Raw genomic sequence first — 17,779 nt, 5'->3', positions numbered from 1 at the left:
AACGTGTCAGTCGCTTCCTGTTTAGCGCATCGAACGGGGCGAGTCAGGGGGAGGGATGCAGAAGGTGCTGTTCCCCTGTCAACGGGTCGGGGTCGCGTCGCGCCCATGCTCGAAACGGGGGCGGCCGTCCTGCGCGAACAAGACCCTGGCGGAATGCGCCTGTGCCCGCGAGCGGTCCTCGGAGCGGGTGGCGGTCATGAAAGTTTCCGCGAGAATACCAATCATCGTTCTGTCTCCGCGTCTCTTTGTGGTGCCCGGATGATTGCGGTTTTCGCGAAATCATGCCACTCAGGAAAGATGATGAAATGTAAGCTGAGGTGACATATGGAGTGGAGCCGGATGCCGTCGCTCGCCAGCCTGCGCGCCTTCGCCACCGTCGCCGAGACGGGCACGCTGGTCGGCGCCGGGCGCGCGCTGAATGTCAGCCATGCCGCGATAAGCCAGCAGGTTCGCGCCCTTGAGGCGTTCTTCGGAACGCAGCTGGTGGTGCGGCAGGGACGCGGCATCGCGCTGACGCGGGAAGGGCGCAGCCTTGCGGACAATCTCGACGAGGCCTTCTCCATCATGCGCCGGGCCGTCGACGAACTCGCCCGTGCCGACCTTGCCAGGCCCTTGCAGGTCACCATGACCCCGGCCTTCGGGGTCAGCTGGCTGATGCCGCGCATCTCCGAGTTTCGGCATCGCCACCCGGAGGTCGAGCTGATGCTCAACCCCACGGCCGAGGTCGTCGAGATGGAACCTGGCGGCGTCGACCTCGCCATCCGCTACGGGCAGGGTCACTGGAGCGGGTTGCAGTCGGAACCGCTCCTGTTCACCAGTTTCGTCATCGTGGCGGCGCGCTCGCTGGTCGGCGATGCCGACTATCCCGATCCTGCGAAACTGCAGGAGTTTCCCTGGCTGCAGGAGATCGGCACGCATGAGATCGCCCAGTGGCTCGACCGGCAGGGCGTCGTTGCGACCGGCAGCCTCAATATCCTGCACCTGCCCGGTTACATGATGCTGGAGGGGCTGAGGCGCGGCGAGGGGGTAAGCGCGACGGCGCGCGCCTTCATCGAGCCGGACATCCGCTCGGGCGCGCTCCGCGTGCTCTTCGAGGACGTGCTGCCGGGCAACGGCTATCACCTGGTCACGCGCCCGGGCGTCCAGCGCCCGCCGCTCAAGGCGTTCCTGGCCTGGATCCGCAGCCACCGCGACCTGGAACCCGGCCCCGAGACCGGGGCCGCAGCTACGCGGACGTGAGGGGAGCGAGCGCTGCCTCGAGGTCGGCTGCAAGGTCGTCGACATCCTCGATGCCGATGGAGATCCGCAGGAGGTTCACAGGAACGCCCGTGGCGTCGCCCTCGATCGTGTGCCGGTGCTCGACAAGGCTCTCGACACCGCCGAGCGAGGTTGCCCGCTTGATCAGCTGCAGCCGCCCGGCGACGCCAAGCGCCTCCTCGGCACCGCCCCGAACGAGGATCGACATCAGGTAGCCGTAGCCGCCCAGCATCTGGGCCTTGGCCGCGGCGTGAGTCGGATGGCCGCGAAGGGACGGATAGAGCACGGTTTCCACGGCGGGATGCGCGGCCAGTCTCTCGGCAAGCGTCTGGGCGCTGGCGCACATGCGCTCCATGCGCAGGGACAGGGTGCGAAGGCCGCGCAGCAGCAGATAGGCCTCGAACGGTGCCAGCACGGCGCCCGCGTCATGACGCTCCTCGCGGATGAAGCGCCAGGCATCGCTGTCGGCGTCCCTGCATGTGGCGACGCCGGCGAGCACGTCGGAATGGCCGTTCATCGCCTTGGTCGCCGAATGCAGGACGATGTCGGCGCCAAGGTCGAGCGGCTTCATCAGCAAGGGCGTTGCCGCGGTGGCATCCACCGCGACGAGCGCGCCGCTTTGATGCGCGGCCTCGCTGATTGCCGCGATGTCGGCGACCGCCAGCCAGGGGTTCGACGGGGCTTCCAGGAACACGAGATCCGGTCCGCTTTCACGCAGCGTCTCGCGGAAGCGCTCGGTATCGGAGGCCTCCGCCTCGATCAGCGCGATGCCGCTATGCGCACAGTGCTTGCGCAGCCAGGAGGTCGTGCCCCAGTAGATGCCGGACTGCGCCAGGATCGTGCCGCCGGGGCGCACGGTGCGGATGGTCGCGGCGATCGCCGCCATGCCGGAGGAGAAGAGCCGGGTGTCCGTGCCGTTTTCAAGTCGGGCGATCAGGCTCTCGATCTGGCGTGCCAGATCATTGTCATCGCGCGAATAGATATGCGCGGCGCTGGTCAGCCGGTAGTCGGTGTCGCGGGCAAAGGTTGTCGCCGTGTGGATCGGCGGCACGACGGCGCCGGTTGCCGGATCGATGCCACCGCCGCCATGGGCGAGAATGGAGGCCGGCGCGAGCTTGCCGCTGCTGTTGTCGGACATGGAATGTCTCCGCGAGGGAAAAGGGTCGCCAAGCGGTATCCGCGACGCGCGCTTTCCGCAATGACGGATAGGTGCAGGCCTTGAAAAAGGCGTCGATCAGCTCCGCTTGAGATGCCGCGTCAGCCGCGCCTCGAGCCGCTCCCAGATCCGGCGCAGGATCTCCACCACCACCAGGTAGAGAACGGCAGCCCAGATATAGGCCTGGAAATCGAAGGTGCGCGAATAGGCCCGCCGCGTCTCGCCCATCAGGTCGAAAACGGTCACCAGCGAGACGATGGCCGAGCCCTTGATCATCAGGATCAACTCGTTGCCATAGGGGCGCAGCGCCACGATCAGCGCCTGCGGCAGGATCACCTTCCAGAAGGTGACGAGCCTTGAAATGCCGAGGGCGGAAGACGCTTCCCATTGGCCCTTGTCGATGTTCTGGACGGCGCCCCGCAGGATTTCCGCCTGGTAGGCGGCGGTGTTCAGCGTGAACGCGAAGATGGCGCAATACCAGGCGTCGCGGAAGAACCACCACAGGCCAAGATCGCTGAAGAACGGCCGGAACGTGCCGGCGCCGTAATAGATCAGGAACGTCTGCGCCAGCAGCGGCGTGCCGCGGAAGAAATAGACATAGGCATAGGCAATGCCGGAGACGAAAGGATTGCGCGAGGACCGTGCCAGCGCGACCGGCAGCGACAAAAGCGCGCCGGTCACCATCGATGTCCCGACCAGCTGCAAGGTAATGAGGATGCCGTCGAGATAGTCGTCCCAGTAGGTGCGGACATAGTCCGACATCACGTTGCTGGCGAGGTAGTAGGCAAGATAGGCGCCGGCGACGATCCACAGCGCCATCAGCACGTTGCCGGCGATGCGGGCAGCGCTCCAGCCATCCTGGCGGGCGGGCGGCGCCGGGCGCGCGGGGAGGGTCTCGGTGCTCACCCAGCTCATCGCGCCGCCTCGCCGCGTTTCGACCAGATCTCGATCCGTCTCAGCCCGATCGAGGAGATCATCGACAAGGCCAGATAGATCAGGCATGCGCTGCCGAAGAACAGGAAGGGCTCCTTGGTGACGCGGGCGGCAATGCCCGCCCAGCGCAGCAGGTCCTCAAGGCCGATGGCCGAGACAAGGGCCGTCTCCTTGAGCAGGATCAGCCAGAGATTGCCGAGTGCCGGCAAGGCAAGGCGGATGAGCTGCGGCAGGACGACGAGCCGCATCGTCTGGCCGCGGCTGAGGCCGAGCGCGTAACCACCCTCGTACTGGCCGTGCCGGATGCCGCGAAACGCGGAAAGGAAGGCCTCCGAGGCATAGGAGGAAAACACAAGCGACAGGGCGATCATGCCGGCGATGAAGGAGTTCACGTCAACCGTCGCACCCGTGACGAAGAGCCGGGCGATTTCGTTCAGCAGCATCTGGCCGCCGTAATAGACGAGGAACAGCGTCAGCAGTTCCGGCAGCCCGCGGAAGATGGTGGTGTAGATGTTCGCGGCATTGCGCAGCGACGCATCGCCGGAATTCTTGGCCAGCGCGACGAGGAAACCGATGACGAGGCCGAAAGGCAGCGATGCCAGCGCCAGGCTCACCGTGATCAGCACGCCGCGCGCGATCTCGTCGCCCCATCCCTCCGGGCCGAACGATATCAGGGTGAGGGCTTCATTCATGCGCTGGGACCGCGTTCAGGCGCAAGGCGGCGGAGGTCCGCCGCCTTGCGTGTTTCAACGCTCTTCAGCCGCCGTAGACGTCGAAGTCGAAATACTGGCCCTGGATCTTCTCGTAGGTGCCGTTCGCGCGGATGGCCTCGATGGCCGTGTTGAACATCGCCTTGAGGTCGTCCTCACCCTTGCGGATGGCGATGCCGGCGCCTTCGCCGTTGATCACCGGGTCCGGCGTCAGCGTGCCAAGAAGCTTGCAGCAGGCACCGTCGTCGGTGTCGAGCCACTCGGACAGCACGACGACGTCGTCGATGGCGGCGTCGATGCGGCCCGAGGCAAGGTCGAGCTTGTACTCGTCAGGCGTGGGGTAGAGCTTCAGCTCGGCATCGCCCAGCTTGGCTTCGGCATAGTTGGAATGCGTGGTCGAGGACTGGGCTCCGAGCAGCTTACCGGCCAGCGCTTCCTTGGTGGCGGCCGAGATGTCGCTGTCCTTCGGGACGATGATCGCCGGCGGCGTGTTGTAATACTTGTTGGTGAAGTCGACCTTCTGCAGCCGCTCCTCGGTGATCGACATGGAGGCGATGACGGCGTCGAACTTGCCGGCCTGCAGCGCGGGGATCATGCCGTCCCAGTCCTGAACGACGAACTCGCACTCGACCTTCATCTCGGTGCAAAGCGCCTTGGCGATGTCGATGTCGAAGCCGACGAGCTGGCCGTCGGAGGTCAGGTTGTTGAAGGGAGGATAGGCACCCTCGGTGCCGATCAGTACCTTGGTCCAGTCCTTGGCCTCGGCGCTGCCGACTGCCGCAAGAACGAGAGCGGCTGCCGCCGCGAGTTTCATGAAACGCATCTGATGTCCCCTGCAATTCCGGTTATTGCCGTGAAGCGGCTTCGCGCTCCTTCGGATCAGCCTGCATACTCCCATCAATATCAAATGGATTTCAACAGCTTTACGTTGCGTTGTCCCCATCGTCGTGGCGAAGACACCTTCGATTTCGGATCGGAACAGGACCTTTCGCAAGGGAAGGTGGTCGCGCCGTTACCGTGCGGGGATGCCGAATTCGGCAAAGGAGATGAAGTCGACCGGTTCGCCTTCTTCGATCCGCACCGTCTCCTCGGCGATCTCGATCAGCCCGTCGGCCTCGCGCAGCGAGGTGATCAGTCCGGACCCATCGCGCGCGAACTTGCGCACGACCGTGCGCCCCGCATCGTCGCTTGCCAGGATACCGCGGTAGAACTCGCGTCGGTCGGGCTTCTTCTTCTCCACCGAGAAGGCTGCGGGAACCTGGTAGCGTCTCGGGGCGAGGAAGGCACCGCCGCCGAGAACCGAGAGGACGGGCCGGACATAGAGCAGGCAGCAGATCATCGCCGCCACCGGGTTGCCCGGCAGGCCGAGCGTGACGCAGTCGCCGATCTGGCCGAAATTCATCGGCCGCCCCGGTTTGATCGCGAGCTGCCACATGTGCCGGGTGCCCAGCGCGTCGATCGCCTCGACCAGGTGGTCCTCTTCCCCGCGCGAGGCACCGCCCGTCGAGATGATTGCGTCATGCTCGCCGGCTGCGCGTTCCAGCGTCCTGCGGATCTGGGCGGCGTCGTCGGGCAGGATGCCGAGGTCGTCGATCTCCACGCCGAAACCGGCAAGCAGGCCGGACAGGAGATAGTGATTGCTGTCATAGACGCCGCCATCCGGCAGCGGATCACCGGGGCGGCGGATCTCGTCGCCGGTCGAGACGAGCGCAATGCGCACCGGGCGGAAGACATTGACGCGGGGCGTTCCGGTCGAGGCGATGGCCGCGATGTCCTGCGGTCTCAGCCGCGTGCCGGGGGCAACCAGCACGTCGCCCGCCTTCAGGTCCTCGCCGGCGCGCCGACGGTTGGCGCCGGGTTTCAGGCCCGGCGGGATCCGGACGAGATGGCCGTCTTCGTCCAGGTCGCAGTCTTCCTGCATGGCGACGGTGTCGGCGCCGGCGGGCATCACGGCGCCGGTGAAGATGCGCGCGGCGGTTCCGGGGGCAAGCGAAGCCGGGGAGGGATGTCCCGCCGGTATCCGTGCCGAAACGGGGAAGCGCCCGCCGGTTCGCCCGTGGTCGGCTTGCGCGAACGCATAGCCGTCGACGGCGGAGTTGTCGGCAAGCGGCACGTTCTGTCCGGCGCGGACGGGATCGGCCAGGATGCGCCCGGCCGCCGCTGCGAGATCGAGCGTCTCGTGTCCGACGGTCGCCGAGACGCGGTCCCTCAGGATGGCCAGCGCATCGTCGTGGCGCAGCCGGTCGCGGTCGTGCAGGAAACAGTCGTCGAGGAGGCGTCTAGACGAGGTCATCGGCGACTTTCCGCAACCCGCAGGTGGCAAGCACGAAGTCGGCGATGCCCTCGACATCGTCGAGGTCGAACGCGGGAAGCCGCGTCTCCGCCGCCGGCTCGTCGCTGGCGATGGCGACGACGCTGGGATCGTCGTCCGCCAGCCGCTCCGCGTTCAGCGTTGAATGGCGGCGCAGCTCGATCTTGGGATGCGGTGCGCGCTTGTAGCCCTCCACCAGTACGATGTCGCAAGGCGACAGCCGCTCGAGGATCTCGCCGAGCGAGGGTTCCTGCGCGCCGCGCAGCTCGTGCATCAACGCCCAGCGGCGGCTTGAGACGAGGGCAACCTCGACCGCGCCGGCAACCCGGTGCCGGTGACTGTCCGTGCCCTCCTGGTCCACATCAAAGGCGTGATGCGCGTGCTTGACCGTCGCCACCCGGTAGCCGCGAGCCGAGATGGCGGCGACCAGCCGTTCCGTCAGCGTTGTCTTGCCGGAATTCTTCCAGCCGGCGATTCCGAATACCGGGGCCTTGTGCGCCGCGCTCATGCCTCGTCCCTTGCCCGCGTCTCGGCAGCGTCGAGGTCTTCCGGCGTGTTGATGTTGAAGAACGGATCGGCAGCCCCCGGCTCGGGGGTGAAATCCGCGGCCGTGTTGGGATGAAGGTCGACAAAGGCGAGCACCTTGCGCGTGGTTCCCTCGCGCAGGAAGCGTTCGAGCGAATCCGCGACCGACACCGGCCAGTAGCCGAAGACCGGATGCATGTGCCCGTCCGATCTTGCCAGCACGATGCGCTCCGGATCGGGACCGCGCGCCTCGAGAAGACGCGGGGCCAGGTCGGCAGGGTAGAACGGCGTGTCGCCGGCCACCGAGATCACGCCCTGTGCCTCGCCGTGATGGGCGCGCGCCCATCGCAGGCCTGCCAGGATACCGGCAAGAGGACCGGCAAAGCCCTCGATCGGATCGGCAACGACCGGCAATCCGAATTCGGCGAAACGAGCCGGTTCGCCATTGGCGTTGAGCACGACCGCGCCGACCTGGCGTTCCAGCCGGGAGATGACGCGCGCCAGCATCGGCGCGCCGGCGAGCGGCAGCAGCGTCTTGTCGCCGCCGCCCATCCGGCGGGCCAGTCCGCCCGCGAGAATGCAGCCTGCAAGGGGAGCGGACGTCATGCGGCGTCTTCCGCGTTGCGCGCGCCCTTGCGCCGGTGTCTGGCGTCCTCGCCGTCGGCCTCGCTTGCCTCCATGTCGTAGATGAGCCGTTCGGCTCCCGACAGCACCACGAACCGCTGGCCGCGGGCGCGTCCGATGAGGGTCAGGCCGACGCGGCGGGCGAGTTCCACCCCCCAGGCGGTGAAGCCGGAGCGCGAAACCAGGATCGGGATGCCCATCATCGCCGTCTTGATCACCATTTCGGATGTCAGCCGGCCGGTCGTGTAGAAGGTCTTGTCCGCCGGGGAAATGCCGTTCAGCCACATCCAGCCAGCGATCTTGTCGACCGCATTGTGGCGGCCGACGTCTTCCATATAGGCGACGGCGCGGTCTTCCTGGCACAGCACGCAGCCATGGATCGCCCCGGCTTCCAGGTAGAGCGAGGGCTGGGTGTTGATCTTCTTCGTCAGCGCGTAGAGCCAGGACGTGCGCAAGCGGGCCTCCGGATCGAGGGCGATCTCGTCGAACCGCTCCATCACGTCGCCGAAGACGGTGCCCTGCGCGCAACCCGAGGTCCGGACCTTCTTCTTCAGCTTTTCCTCGTAGTTCGTCTCGCGCTCGGTGCGCACGACGACCACGTCCAGGTCCTCGTCGTGATCGATGCCGGTGATGCGGTCGTCGGCCTTCAGCATGTTCTGGTTGAGGAGATAGCCGACGGCCAGAAGGTCCGGGCGGTCTCCGATCGTCATCATGGTGACGATCTCCTGGGCGTTGAGGTAGAGCGTCAGAGCGCGCTCGTTCACGACGCGGATCTCGACCTCGTTTCCGTTCTGGTCACGCCCGGTGACCGGCGTCGAAAGCCGCGGATCCTGCGGGTCCGGCTTGACGTGAAAATCCGGCAATCGGTCCGGCATCCGGTCGCTTCTGTCTGCGGTATCCACTGATTTTTCCTTCCGCGGCCCGCGCCAAGATGGCGGGCCGGTCTCGGCGGTCCTGCGTCGGCACAAGGTAGGGAAGGACAGGCATGGCTGGCAAGCGCCGCGAAGGCTGTTCGTCGTGGAAACCTGTGACGCTCGGAGCTAAGCGGACAGGGCCCTGTTCCGCAGGTGCCGCCGCGCGACCCGTGTCGCGCTGAAGATCATCACCGACACGAGGTCGTCGTACCGGACGAGTTCGGGAGAATGGGCAATCGGGATATAGAGGCTGGAAAGCACGCTATCGCAGGCATCGGAGGCGTCGCAGAAGAAGAGCGGGTCGGCGGGCATCAGGCGGGCGGTGTCGGTGCGCTGGTCGATGATGGCGAAATCGCCGTGGCGCGGGTCGGCGCTGATGCGGTCCAGCGCCTCCAGTACGACCGGTTCCGGTCCCTCGATCATCTGGAGGAAGGTGTTGCCGGCCAAAAGCAGCGCCCCGGTCAGGCCGGCTTTTGCATTGTTGGTCCGCGAGCGCGACAGGATTCGCTCGATCTCCTCGTCGAAGGAGAGCGTCATGGTGCTGAAGTTGATCCTGCTCCGGTAGCTCAACCGGGTGATACTCATCGGACTGCCTCGATCGTGTTCGTGTTCTTGGCAGTCACTGTAGAAGCAACACCTTGGCTTTCGGTAAGCCGGATCTCGGATTCTCGGGTGTTGCCATTAACTTGACGGCAAGCAAGGACGCAGGGTCATCCGTATTTCAGACGAGCATCGCCGCGTGGGTGAAGCGGGCGGGCTCCAGCACGCGCGCCACTTCGGCCATGCAGCCGGCCATCTCCGGGAGGTCGACCGGTGCAGGAGCATTGGCGAGCAGGCCGAGCAGGCCGCCGGGCACGGCGTCATCAAGGCGGTAGTCGGCGAAGTAGAGCCAGCAATGCGGAAAGAGCCGTTCTGCAACGGGTCCCTCGCACAGGGTGAAAAGCCCGGAAAGCCGCGCGTCGCGCGAGGCGCAGTCGCGGCTGTCGACGAGACCGCCACGCTCGCCTTCCAGCCATTGCACCAGATGGTCGCGATAGAGCAGGATCGCCCCGGTCACACCGTTCAGGCGGTTCAATCGCCTGGCACGGCCGAGCATGTGCTCGATTTCGGTTTCGACCGGGCGGTGAACCGCGGTCCAGTCGATATGTGCGGCGTAGCAGATCGCATTCATGCTCATTTCCCGGATCCTTGTCCTTCCGGTGTGTCCGTCCCTGGTTTGGAATCCTGCCGGTGAAAACTTGGCGGAACGGTTAAGGAATGCGGTCGGGGAGGGAAAAAGTCGTCGATTTTCATCACATTTTGTCGGTGTGCTGAAAACTTCGTTTACCGATCCGGCTCGCCGCCTGCCGCGATATGCCGCCGGTGAAACCGATTGACCTTTCCCGTTGCGGCCTTACGTTCCCGGCTGATTGATCGGGCACGGGAATGTTGTGATGTTCTGGAAGAAGAAGGGGGATGAGATGCCGACGCGTGACGAGGTTCTGGCGGAACTGTCGAAGGTCAAGGGTCCGGATCTCGAGGGCGACATCGTCTCTCTGGGGCTGGTGTCGGATATCTTCATCTCCGAAGGGCGGGTGATCTTCTCGATCACGGTCCCGGCGGAACGCGCGCAGGGTCTCGAACCCTTGCGCCAGGCGGCCGAAAAGGTGGTCGGCAAGCTTCCCGGCGTCGAAAAGGTGCTGGCGGCGCTCACCTCCGAGCGCAAGGCAGGGGCATTGCCCCGGCCGCCCGAGGGCGGCGCGCCGGTTCGCCCGGCGCCCGCCGCGCGCGATGCGGCCAATGTGCCGCCGCCCATGCAGGGTCGGGCGCAGGCCGCCGAACCCGCCGCCGCCAAGCCCGGGGTCCCCGGCGTCAAGTCGATCATCGCCGTCGCGTCCGGCAAGGGGGGCGTGGGCAAGTCCACCACCACCTGCAACCTGGCGCTGGCGCTCCAGGCGAACGGCCTGAAGGTCGGCGTGCTCGACGCCGACATCTACGGACCTTCCATTCCCCGTCTTTTCCGTGTCTCCGGCCGGCCCGAGCCGGTCTCCGGCCGCATCCTGAAGCCGCTCGAGGGATACGGGATCAAGGTCATGTCGATGGGTTTCCTGGTGGACGAGGAAACGCCGATGATCTGGCGCGGGCCGATGGTCATCTCGGCAATCACCCAGATGTTGCGCGAGGTTGCCTGGGGCGAACTCGACGTGCTCGTCGTCGACATGCCGCCTGGCACGGGCGATGCGCAGCTGACCATGGCGCAGAACGTGCCGCTGGCCGGTGCGGTCATCGTTTCCACGCCGCAGGACCTGGCGCTGATCGATGCGCGCAAGGGGCTCAACATGTTCCGCCGGGTGGACGTGCCGCTGCTCGGCATCGTCGAGAACATGAGCTATTTCCTCTGCCCGGACTGCGGCGGCCGCCACGACATCTTCGGCCATGGCGGCGCCCGCGCGGAGGCGGAGAAACTGGGCGTGCCCTTCCTTGGCGAGGTGCCGCTCGACATGGCGATCCGCGAGAGTTCAGATGCAGGCACACCGGTGACTGTCACCGCGCCCGACGGACCGCACGCCGCTGTCTACAGGGACATTGCCGCCAGGGTCTGGGCCGAGATCGAACGCAACCGGGATGATGGACACCGCGCCGCGCCGCGCATCGTCATGGAAAGCTAGGGCGCTGCTGGCGCCTTGTTTGGCTGCGCCCGCCGCTCCGGCGATCCCGCACGAGAACCGCCCCGGCTCGGGGTGAATTTCGATTCGCACCGAGGCGGGCCGGAGGCCGTGAACTTGCCGTTTTTCGGAGCGTCAATTGCCGGCATCAAAAACATGAATTGATAAGTCATCTTTTCTACTTCAGGTAAACTGTTGATCGTCTGGTCAATTGCCGGAACCAAATCAGACGCGACCCGAGACGGAAATGCTGCATGGCAACATGCCTGAATATGTGATTTGTGTTATTTCGTGTCTTTTTGTTCTTAAAATCCCTTCTATGCGTATGAAATAGCACGAAAAATGGTTGGCGTCGCAAAACTGAATTCGTTTGCAACCACCCGGTCAAAATGACAATCTTCAAGAAGAGGGAGATTGATCTGAATGACGCTTGAGCCGGAGTCGGCTGGCCGCGTGCCGCCCGACATGGAAGCACAGACAAGACGCGCCGACGTTGCTGCCGAGGATGGCGAGCGCGCGATCGTCTATCGTCTGCTCGCCACGGCGTTGGAAGCTCCCGTCGGACGTGACTGGCTTGAGGTCGTTGGCGCTCTTCCCGTGATCGAGGGGCCCCTTGGCACGGCGCTGAAACAGCTTTCCGCCGAGGCCCGCGCGGCCGATCCCCAGGCGCTTCGCAGCGATTACCATGATCTCTTTATCGGCGTGGGCCGGGGCGAACTGGTTCCCTATGCGTCCTATTACCTGACCGGTTTCCTGAACGAGAAGCCGCTTGCCCTCCTGCGCCAGGAAATGCGCCGGCTCGGGATCGAGCGCAGTCCCGAGGTGAGCGAGCCGGAAGACCATATCGCCGCTCTGTGCGAGATGATGGCCGGCCTCGTCGAAGGGGCCTATGGCGACGGGGAGCCGGCGACCGCGAGCACATTTTTCAGGGCGCATGTCGCGGCGTGGGCGCCTTATTTCTTCAAGGACCTGGCCGGGACGTCGACCAGCGCGCTCTACGCGGCGCTGGGGCAGCTGGGCAAGGTGTTCATCGATCTTGAGGACGAGGCCGACCGGCTGTTTTCGCAGCAGCGGCAGGCAGGATAGGAATTGCGGCCGCGTTTCCCGGGCTCAGCGGCCCGGGCGATGTCGCCGGAACTTGAGAAGGACGGGCTGGTCCGTCCGGCAACACAAGAACTGAACAGACCGAAGAGGGTGTCATGAAACGGAAAGACACAGCCATTGAAGCGGATCGGCGCAGCTTCCTGAAACTTGCCGGACTGGGCGCCGTGGCCGGTTCGGCGACGCTGGTTGCCGGCGAGGCGCAGGCCGCGGCTCCGGTTTCGGAGACCGCCGCGGGCTACCGCGAGACCGAGCACGTCAAGACCTTCTACGACACCGCGCGGTTCTGACGTTTCAGGTCCCGGGTCGTGGCCTCCTGCCAAGGTGGCCGATGCTTGAAGCGAGTTGTTGAGGCGTTCGCCCCGAAGCGGGCAAGGGCGCCCGGCGCGACAAGGCGGAAGCAGCGCCGTTGTCGTGCATTCGAGGGAGAAACGTGATGCTGAGGAAAAAGACGAGCGGCGTGGCGCGCCGTGCCAGCCTGGCCTCCGCCATTGAGGCAATCGGCGCCAGCGCGATGGACCGCCGGAGCTTCCTGCGCAGGTCGGGTCTTGCCGCAGGCGGCCTGGCGGCTGCCGGCGCCCTGACCGGTGGCATGGTACGCAAGGCGGAGGCGGCCGGGCCGACCAATGCCAAGGTCGAGATCAAGAAGTCGGTCTGCACCCATTGCTCGGTCGGCTGTACCGTCCTGGCGGAAGTGCAGGATGGCGTGTGGACGGGTCAGGAGCCGGGCTTCGACAGCCCGTTCAACCTGGGGTCCCACTGCGCCAAGGGCGCGTCGGTGCGCGAGCACGCGCATGGCGAGCGGCGGCTGAAATACCCGACCAAGATGGTCAACGGCAAGTGGGAGCGCATCTCCTGGGAGCAGGCGATCAACGAGATCGGCGACCAGATGATGAAGATCCGCGACGAAAGCGGACCTGACAGCGTCTACTGGCTCGGCTCGGCCAAGCACAACAACGAACAGGCCTATCTGGTTCGTAAGTTCGCCGCCTTCTGGGGCACGAACAATGTCGACCACCAGGCCCGTATCTGTCACTCGACCACGGTCGCAGGTGTTGCCAACACCTGGGGCTACGGCGCGATGACCAATTCCTACAATGACATCCACAACTCGAAGTCGATCTTCATCATCGGCGGCAATCCTGCCGAGGCGCATCCCGTTTCGCTCCTCCATGTGCTGAAGGCAAAGGAAGAGAACGCGGCGCCGCTGATCGTCTGCGATCCGCGCTTCACGCGCACCGCGGCCCATGCTTCGGAATATGTGCGCTTCCGGCCCGGTTCGGATGTCGCCCTGATCTGGGGCATTCTCTGGCACATCTTCGAGAATGGCTGGGAAGACAAGGAATTCATCCGCCAGCGTGTCTGGGGCATGGACCAGATCAAGGCGGAAGTCGCCAACTGGACGCCCGAGGAGACCGAGCGCGTCACCGGCGTTCCCGGCTCGCAGCTGAAGCGCGTTGCCCGCACGCTCGCCAACAACCGTCCCGGCACGCTGATCTGGTGCATGGGCGGCACGCAGCACACCAACGGCAACAACAACACCCGTGCCTATTGCGCGCTCCAGCTGGCGCTCGGCAACATGGGCAAGTCGGGCGGCGGCACCAACATCTTCCGTGGCCATGACAATGTGCAGGGCGCGACGGATCTCGGCGTGCTCGCCGACACGCTGCCGGGCTATTACGGCCTTGCCGAAGGCTCGTGGAAGCACTGGGCCCGCGTGTGGGATGTTCCGTTCGAGGATCTGGCCGCCCGCTTCGCCACGATGAAGGGCGCAGACGGCGCCGACAAGGCGATGATGTACGAGACCGGCATTCCGGTGTCGCGCTGGATCGACGGCGTGCTGGAAGAGAAGGAAAACCTCCTTCAGCCGGACAACACACGGGCGATGGTGTTCTGGGGCCACGCCCCGAACTCCCAGACCCGCCTGCCGGACATGAAGCAGGCGATGGAGAAGCTCGACCTTTTGGTCATCATCGATCCGTTCCCGACCATGTCGGCGGTGATGCATGACCGCAAGGACGGCGTCTATCTGCTTCCGGCGACGACCCAGTTCGAGACCTCCGGATCGGTGACGGCGTCGAACCGCTCGCTCCAGTGGCGCGAGAAGGTCATCGATCCGCTGTTCGAGTCCAAGCCCGACCACACCATCGCCTATCTGCTGGCGCAGAAGTTCGGGTTTGCCGACACGATGTTCAAGAACATCGAGGTGAACGGCGAGGAGCCCCTCATCGAGGACATCACCCGCGAGTTCAATCGCGGCATGTGGACGATCGGCTATACCGGCCAGTCGCCCGAGCGCCTCAAGATGCACATGGCCAACCAGCACACGTTCGACCGCACGACCCTGCGCGCGATCGGCGGGCCGGCCGACGGCGACTTCTACGGCCTGCCATGGCCGTGCTGGGGCACGGCCGAGATGAACCATCCCGGATCGGCGGTGCTTTACGACACCTCGCTCCCGGTTGCCGAGGGCGGCATGGGCTTCCGCGCCCGCTTCGGCGTCGAGAAGGATGGCGACAATCTCCTGGCGGAAGGCTCCTGGCCGACCGGCTCGGAGATCGAGGACGGCTATCCCGAGTTCACCATGGCCATGCTGCAGAAGCTGGGCTGGGACGGGGACCTGACCACGGAAGAACGTGCTGCGATCGATGCGGTGGCTGGCGAGAAGACCAACTGGAAGACCGACCTGTCCGGCGGCATCCAGCGCGTCGCGATCAAGCATGGCTGCGCCCCTTACGGCAATGCCAAGGCCCGCGCCGTGGTGTGGACCTTCCCGGATCCGGTGCCGCTGCACCGCGAGCCGCTCTACACCAACCGCCGCGACCTGCTCGACAAGTACGCGACCTACGAGGACAAGACCTTCTGGCGCGTCCCGACCCGCTACAAGTCGATCCAGGAAAACGACTTCTCCAAGGATTTCCCGACGATTCTCACATCGGGGCGCCTTGTTGAATACGAAGGCGGCGGCGACGAGACACGGTCCAACCCGTGGCTGGCCGAGTTGCAGCAGGACATGTTCATCGAGGTCAATCCGCGCGATGCCAACAATATCGGCATTCGCGACGGCGAGATGGTCTGGGTGCACGGTCCGGAAGGCGGCAAGGTCAAGGTCATGGCGATGGTGACCGAACGCGTCGGCACCGGCGTTGCCTTCATGCCCTTCCACTTCGGCGGGCATTTCCAGGGCGAGGACCAGCGTCACAAATATCCGAAGGGCTCCGACCCGTATGTCCTTGGCGAGGCCACCAACACGGCCCAGACCTATGGCTACGACTCGGTCACCCAGATGCAAGAAACAAAAGCCACGCTTTGCCGCATCGAGCGCGTGGCGTAAGGGGGAAAAATCATGGCACGGATGAAATTCCTCTGTGACGCCGAGCGTTGCATCGAGTGCAATGCCTGCGTCACCGCCTGCAAGAACGAGCACGAGGTGCCGTGGGGCATCAACCGTCGCCGCGTGGTGACGATCCAGGACGGCAAGCCGGGCGAACGCTCGATCTCTGTCGCCTGCATGCACTGCTCGGACGCACCCTGCATGGCGGTGTGTCCGGTCGACTGCTTCTACCAGTCGGACGAGGGCGTGGTTCTGCACTCCAAGGACCTGTGCATTGGCTGCGGTTACTGCTTCTACGCCTGCCCCTTCGGGGCGCCGCAATATCCGCAGGCCGGCAACTTCGGCTCGCGCGGCAAGATGGACAAGTGCACCTTCTGTGCCGGCGGTCCCGAGGCTGACAATTCCTCGGCCGAGTTCGCCAAGTATGGCCGCAACCGTCTGGCCGAGGGCAAGCTGCCGCTCTGCGCCGAGATGTGTTCGACCAAGGCGCTGCTCGCCGGCGATGGCGACGTCGTCTCGGCGATCTACCGCGAACGCGTCGTGGCGCGCGGTTTCGGATCCGGCGCCTGGGGTTGGGGCACGGCTTACGAGCAGAAGGCCGGGAGCTTCTGATCCGTCCGGATCAGGACGGCGGGAACTGGCAAAGGCGGCTCATGGCCGCCTTTGTTTTCGACAGCTCAAGGCAAGACCCGTCACCGGTGTCCTTGCTGACGAGGCTTTGTCCGCTATCTCCCGGGATACCGCGGGAGGAGCGGCGCTTTTGACATTGCGCAGATCCCGTCCGGACGGACGGCGGAGCGACAAGGAGACCTGGACGTGAGATCGGGAAGGGCTGGCTGGGGCATGGCGGTGCTTGCATGCACCGCGCTCATGCTTGTTCCGGGATGCCGGGACGAGGAACAGAACCGTGCCCTGCACACGCAAAAGGGTGTCTATCAGGGCACACCCGACGAGACTTTGAGCGAGGCGGATCGTCGCGAGCTGCAGAACCGCGCGGGCAGTCAGCGCTTCTGAGCGCCAATGCTTGTGACGGGCGCTGCCGGACGGAGATGAGCGCGCGCCACGAGCGGTGAAGCCCCGGCAATGCCAGGGGAGGGAGAGAAGATGAACGGAATGGCAATCGCCTGCTTCGCCCGAGGGTTCGGCGGGGCGCTCCTGTCACGCGGCCTTGCCGCCCTGGTTGCGATGGTCCTCGGTGTCATGGTCCTTCAGGGCGCCGGCACCTCGGCCAACGCGCAGCAGCCCGCTGGCGATCCTGCGGCGGAAGCACCGGTCCAGGGCCAGGTCCCGGGCAACACGCTCGGCACGAATTCCGACACGGAACTCTGGCGCGCCGTGCGGCAGGGCGTTGCCGGAAACGTCTCCATTCCCGACAAGAACGCGGCAACCCTCGTCCAGTCGGAAGGCGAACTCTGGCGCTCCCTGCGCAACGGACCGCTGGCGCTCTACGCCAGTTGGGCGCTGCTGGCCATGGTGGTGGTGCTCTGCATCTTCTTCGCCATTCGCGGCCGGATCCGGATCGAGCATGGCCGCTCGGACCAGACGATCACGCGTTTCGCGGCGGTCGAGCGGTTCGGCCACTGGCTGTTGGCCTCGTCCTTCATCGTCCTGGCGCTGACCGGCCTCAACGTCATGTATGGCCGCTATGTCCTGCTCCCGGTTATCGGTCCGGACGCCTTCGGCGCGGTGACGCTCTTTGGCAAGTATCTTCACAACTACCTTGCCTTCGCCTTCATGGCCGGCCTTGTGATCATCTTCGCGATGTGGGTTCGTCACAACCTGCCGCACACGAGCGACATCAAGTGGATCCTCCAGGGCGGCGGCATTTTCTCGAAAAAGCTGCATCCGCCGGCAAAGAAGTTCAATGCCGGTCAGAAGATGATCTTCTGGCTGACGATCCTTTGCGGCATCTCGATCTCCATGTCGGGCTGGTCGCTGCTCTTTCCCTACACCACGCACTTTTTCTCCGGCACCTTCGGGGCGGTGAACTCCGTGTTCGGCACGGAACTGCCGACGGCGCTGACCGTGCTGCAGGAACAGCAGCTTGCCTCCCTTTGGCACGCGATCATGAGCGTGTTCCTGATCTGCGTCATCATTGCCCATATCTATATCGGCTCCATCGGCATGGAAGGCGCCTTCGATGCGATGGGCAGCGGCGAGGTCGACCTCAACTGGGCGAAGGAGCATCACTCGCTCTGGGTCGAGGAAGTGCTTGCCCGGCAGGGCGAAGAAAAGCATCCGCCGGCGGCGCAGCCTGCAGAGTAGTTGC

The 17,779-nt window shown here is 65.2% G+C and carries 18 protein-coding genes; 8 read left to right on the top strand and 10 right to left on the bottom strand.

The genetic code is table 11. The annotated features are described in order from the left end of the window. Nucleotides 1–339: 339 nt before the first annotated feature. Complete coding sequence (locus RBB46_RS04485) at nucleotides 340–1,239, top strand: LysR family transcriptional regulator (RefSeq protein ID WP_306027679.1); 900 nt, start codon at nucleotides 340–342, stop codon at nucleotides 1,237–1,239. Here the strand turns inward: RBB46_RS04485 and RBB46_RS04480 are convergent. The 10 genes from RBB46_RS04480 to RBB46_RS04435 form a co-directional block, all read right to left on the bottom strand. Further along, complete coding sequence (locus RBB46_RS04480) at nucleotides 1,226–2,395, bottom strand: PLP-dependent aspartate aminotransferase family protein (RefSeq protein ID WP_306027678.1); 1,170 nt, start codon at nucleotides 2,393–2,395, stop codon at nucleotides 1,226–1,228. The two genes, RBB46_RS04485 and RBB46_RS04480, sit on opposite strands and share 14 nt — an antisense overlap. A 96-nt stretch (nucleotides 2,396–2,491) precedes the next feature. Beyond that, complete coding sequence (locus tag RBB46_RS04475; protein ID WP_306027731.1) at nucleotides 2,492–3,232, bottom strand: ABC transporter permease; 741 nt, start codon at nucleotides 3,230–3,232, stop codon at nucleotides 2,492–2,494. A gap of 92 nt (nucleotides 3,233–3,324) precedes the next feature. Next, nucleotides 3,325–4,038, bottom strand: a complete 714-nt coding sequence (locus tag RBB46_RS04470) for an ABC transporter permease (RefSeq protein ID WP_306027677.1) — start codon at nucleotides 4,036–4,038, stop codon at nucleotides 3,325–3,327. A gap of 64 nt (nucleotides 4,039–4,102) precedes the next feature. Then, nucleotides 4,103–4,879, bottom strand: coding sequence for an ABC transporter substrate-binding protein (locus RBB46_RS04465; RefSeq protein WP_306027676.1), 777 nt, complete (start codon nucleotides 4,877–4,879; stop codon nucleotides 4,103–4,105). A gap of 189 nt (nucleotides 4,880–5,068) precedes the next feature. Next, on the bottom strand, nucleotides 5,069–6,349 hold the full coding sequence (gene glp / locus RBB46_RS04460) for a gephyrin-like molybdotransferase Glp (protein ID WP_306027675.1): 1,281 nt from the start codon (nucleotides 6,347–6,349) through the stop codon (nucleotides 5,069–5,071). After that, nucleotides 6,336–6,875 carry a molybdopterin-guanine dinucleotide biosynthesis protein B gene (gene mobB, locus RBB46_RS04455; protein WP_306027674.1) on the bottom strand — a complete coding sequence of 180 codons (540 nt, stop codon included), beginning with the start codon at nucleotides 6,873–6,875 and terminating at the stop codon, nucleotides 6,336–6,338. Before mobB ends, glp begins: the two co-directional genes overlap by 14 nt. Continuing rightward, complete coding sequence (mobA, locus tag RBB46_RS04450; protein ID WP_306027673.1) at nucleotides 6,872–7,498, bottom strand: molybdenum cofactor guanylyltransferase MobA; 627 nt, start codon at nucleotides 7,496–7,498, stop codon at nucleotides 6,872–6,874. The genes mobB and mobA overlap by 4 nt, the downstream gene beginning before the upstream one ends. Beyond that, a complete protein-coding gene (fdhD, locus tag RBB46_RS04445) occupies nucleotides 7,495–8,391 on the bottom strand; it encodes a formate dehydrogenase accessory sulfurtransferase FdhD (RefSeq protein WP_306027730.1) in 897 nt (298 codons plus the stop codon). The genes mobA and fdhD overlap by 4 nt, the downstream gene beginning before the upstream one ends. 165 nt (nucleotides 8,392–8,556) lie before the next feature. After that, entirely contained in the window at nucleotides 8,557–9,015 is a 459-nt protein-coding gene (locus tag RBB46_RS04440) for a BLUF domain-containing protein (RefSeq protein WP_306027672.1), read from the bottom strand. 136 nt (nucleotides 9,016–9,151) lie between these two features. Beyond that, complete coding sequence (locus tag RBB46_RS04435) at nucleotides 9,152–9,607, bottom strand: BLUF domain-containing protein (protein WP_306027671.1); 456 nt, start codon at nucleotides 9,605–9,607, stop codon at nucleotides 9,152–9,154. A gap of 283 nt (nucleotides 9,608–9,890) precedes the next feature. Here RBB46_RS04435 and RBB46_RS04430 point away from each other — a divergent pair, with 283 nt between their 5' ends. The 7 genes from RBB46_RS04430 (at nucleotide 9,891) to RBB46_RS04400 (ending at nucleotide 17,775) form a co-directional block, all read left to right on the top strand. Beyond that, on the top strand, nucleotides 9,891–11,078 hold the full coding sequence (locus RBB46_RS04430) for an Mrp/NBP35 family ATP-binding protein (RefSeq protein ID WP_306027729.1): 1,188 nt from the start codon (nucleotides 9,891–9,893) through the stop codon (nucleotides 11,076–11,078). A gap of 420 nt (nucleotides 11,079–11,498) precedes the next feature. After that, on the top strand, nucleotides 11,499–12,161 hold the full coding sequence (locus RBB46_RS04425; protein WP_306027670.1) for a molecular chaperone: 663 nt from the start codon (nucleotides 11,499–11,501) through the stop codon (nucleotides 12,159–12,161). A 113-nt stretch (nucleotides 12,162–12,274) separates the two neighbouring features. Further along, nucleotides 12,275–12,466, top strand: coding sequence for a twin-arginine translocation signal domain-containing protein (locus tag RBB46_RS04420; RefSeq protein WP_306027669.1), 192 nt, complete (start codon nucleotides 12,275–12,277; stop codon nucleotides 12,464–12,466). 146 nt (nucleotides 12,467–12,612) lie between these two features. Next, nucleotides 12,613–15,510, top strand: coding sequence for a formate dehydrogenase subunit alpha (locus RBB46_RS04415; RefSeq protein ID WP_306027668.1), 2,898 nt, complete (start codon nucleotides 12,613–12,615; stop codon nucleotides 15,508–15,510). 12 nt (nucleotides 15,511–15,522) lie between these two features. Beyond that, nucleotides 15,523–16,122 carry a formate dehydrogenase FDH3 subunit beta gene (fdh3B, locus tag RBB46_RS04410; protein ID WP_306027667.1) on the top strand — a complete coding sequence of 200 codons (600 nt, stop codon included), beginning with the start codon at nucleotides 15,523–15,525 and terminating at the stop codon, nucleotides 16,120–16,122. Between the two features lie 204 nt (nucleotides 16,123–16,326). Continuing rightward, nucleotides 16,327–16,524 (top strand): hypothetical protein, encoded by a 198-nt coding sequence (locus RBB46_RS04405; RefSeq protein ID WP_306027666.1) that lies wholly within the window; start codon nucleotides 16,327–16,329, stop codon nucleotides 16,522–16,524. Between the two features lie 90 nt (nucleotides 16,525–16,614). Beyond that, nucleotides 16,615–17,775, top strand: a complete 1,161-nt coding sequence (locus RBB46_RS04400; protein WP_306027665.1) for a formate dehydrogenase subunit gamma — start codon at nucleotides 16,615–16,617, stop codon at nucleotides 17,773–17,775. The last annotated feature ends 4 nt before the right edge of the window (nucleotides 17,776–17,779 follow it).

Source organism: Stappia sp. MMSF_3263 (assembly GCF_030733745.1).
Lineage (GTDB): Bacteria > Pseudomonadota > Alphaproteobacteria > Rhizobiales > Stappiaceae > Stappia.
This window is presented reverse-complemented; position numbering and strand designations above follow the sequence as displayed.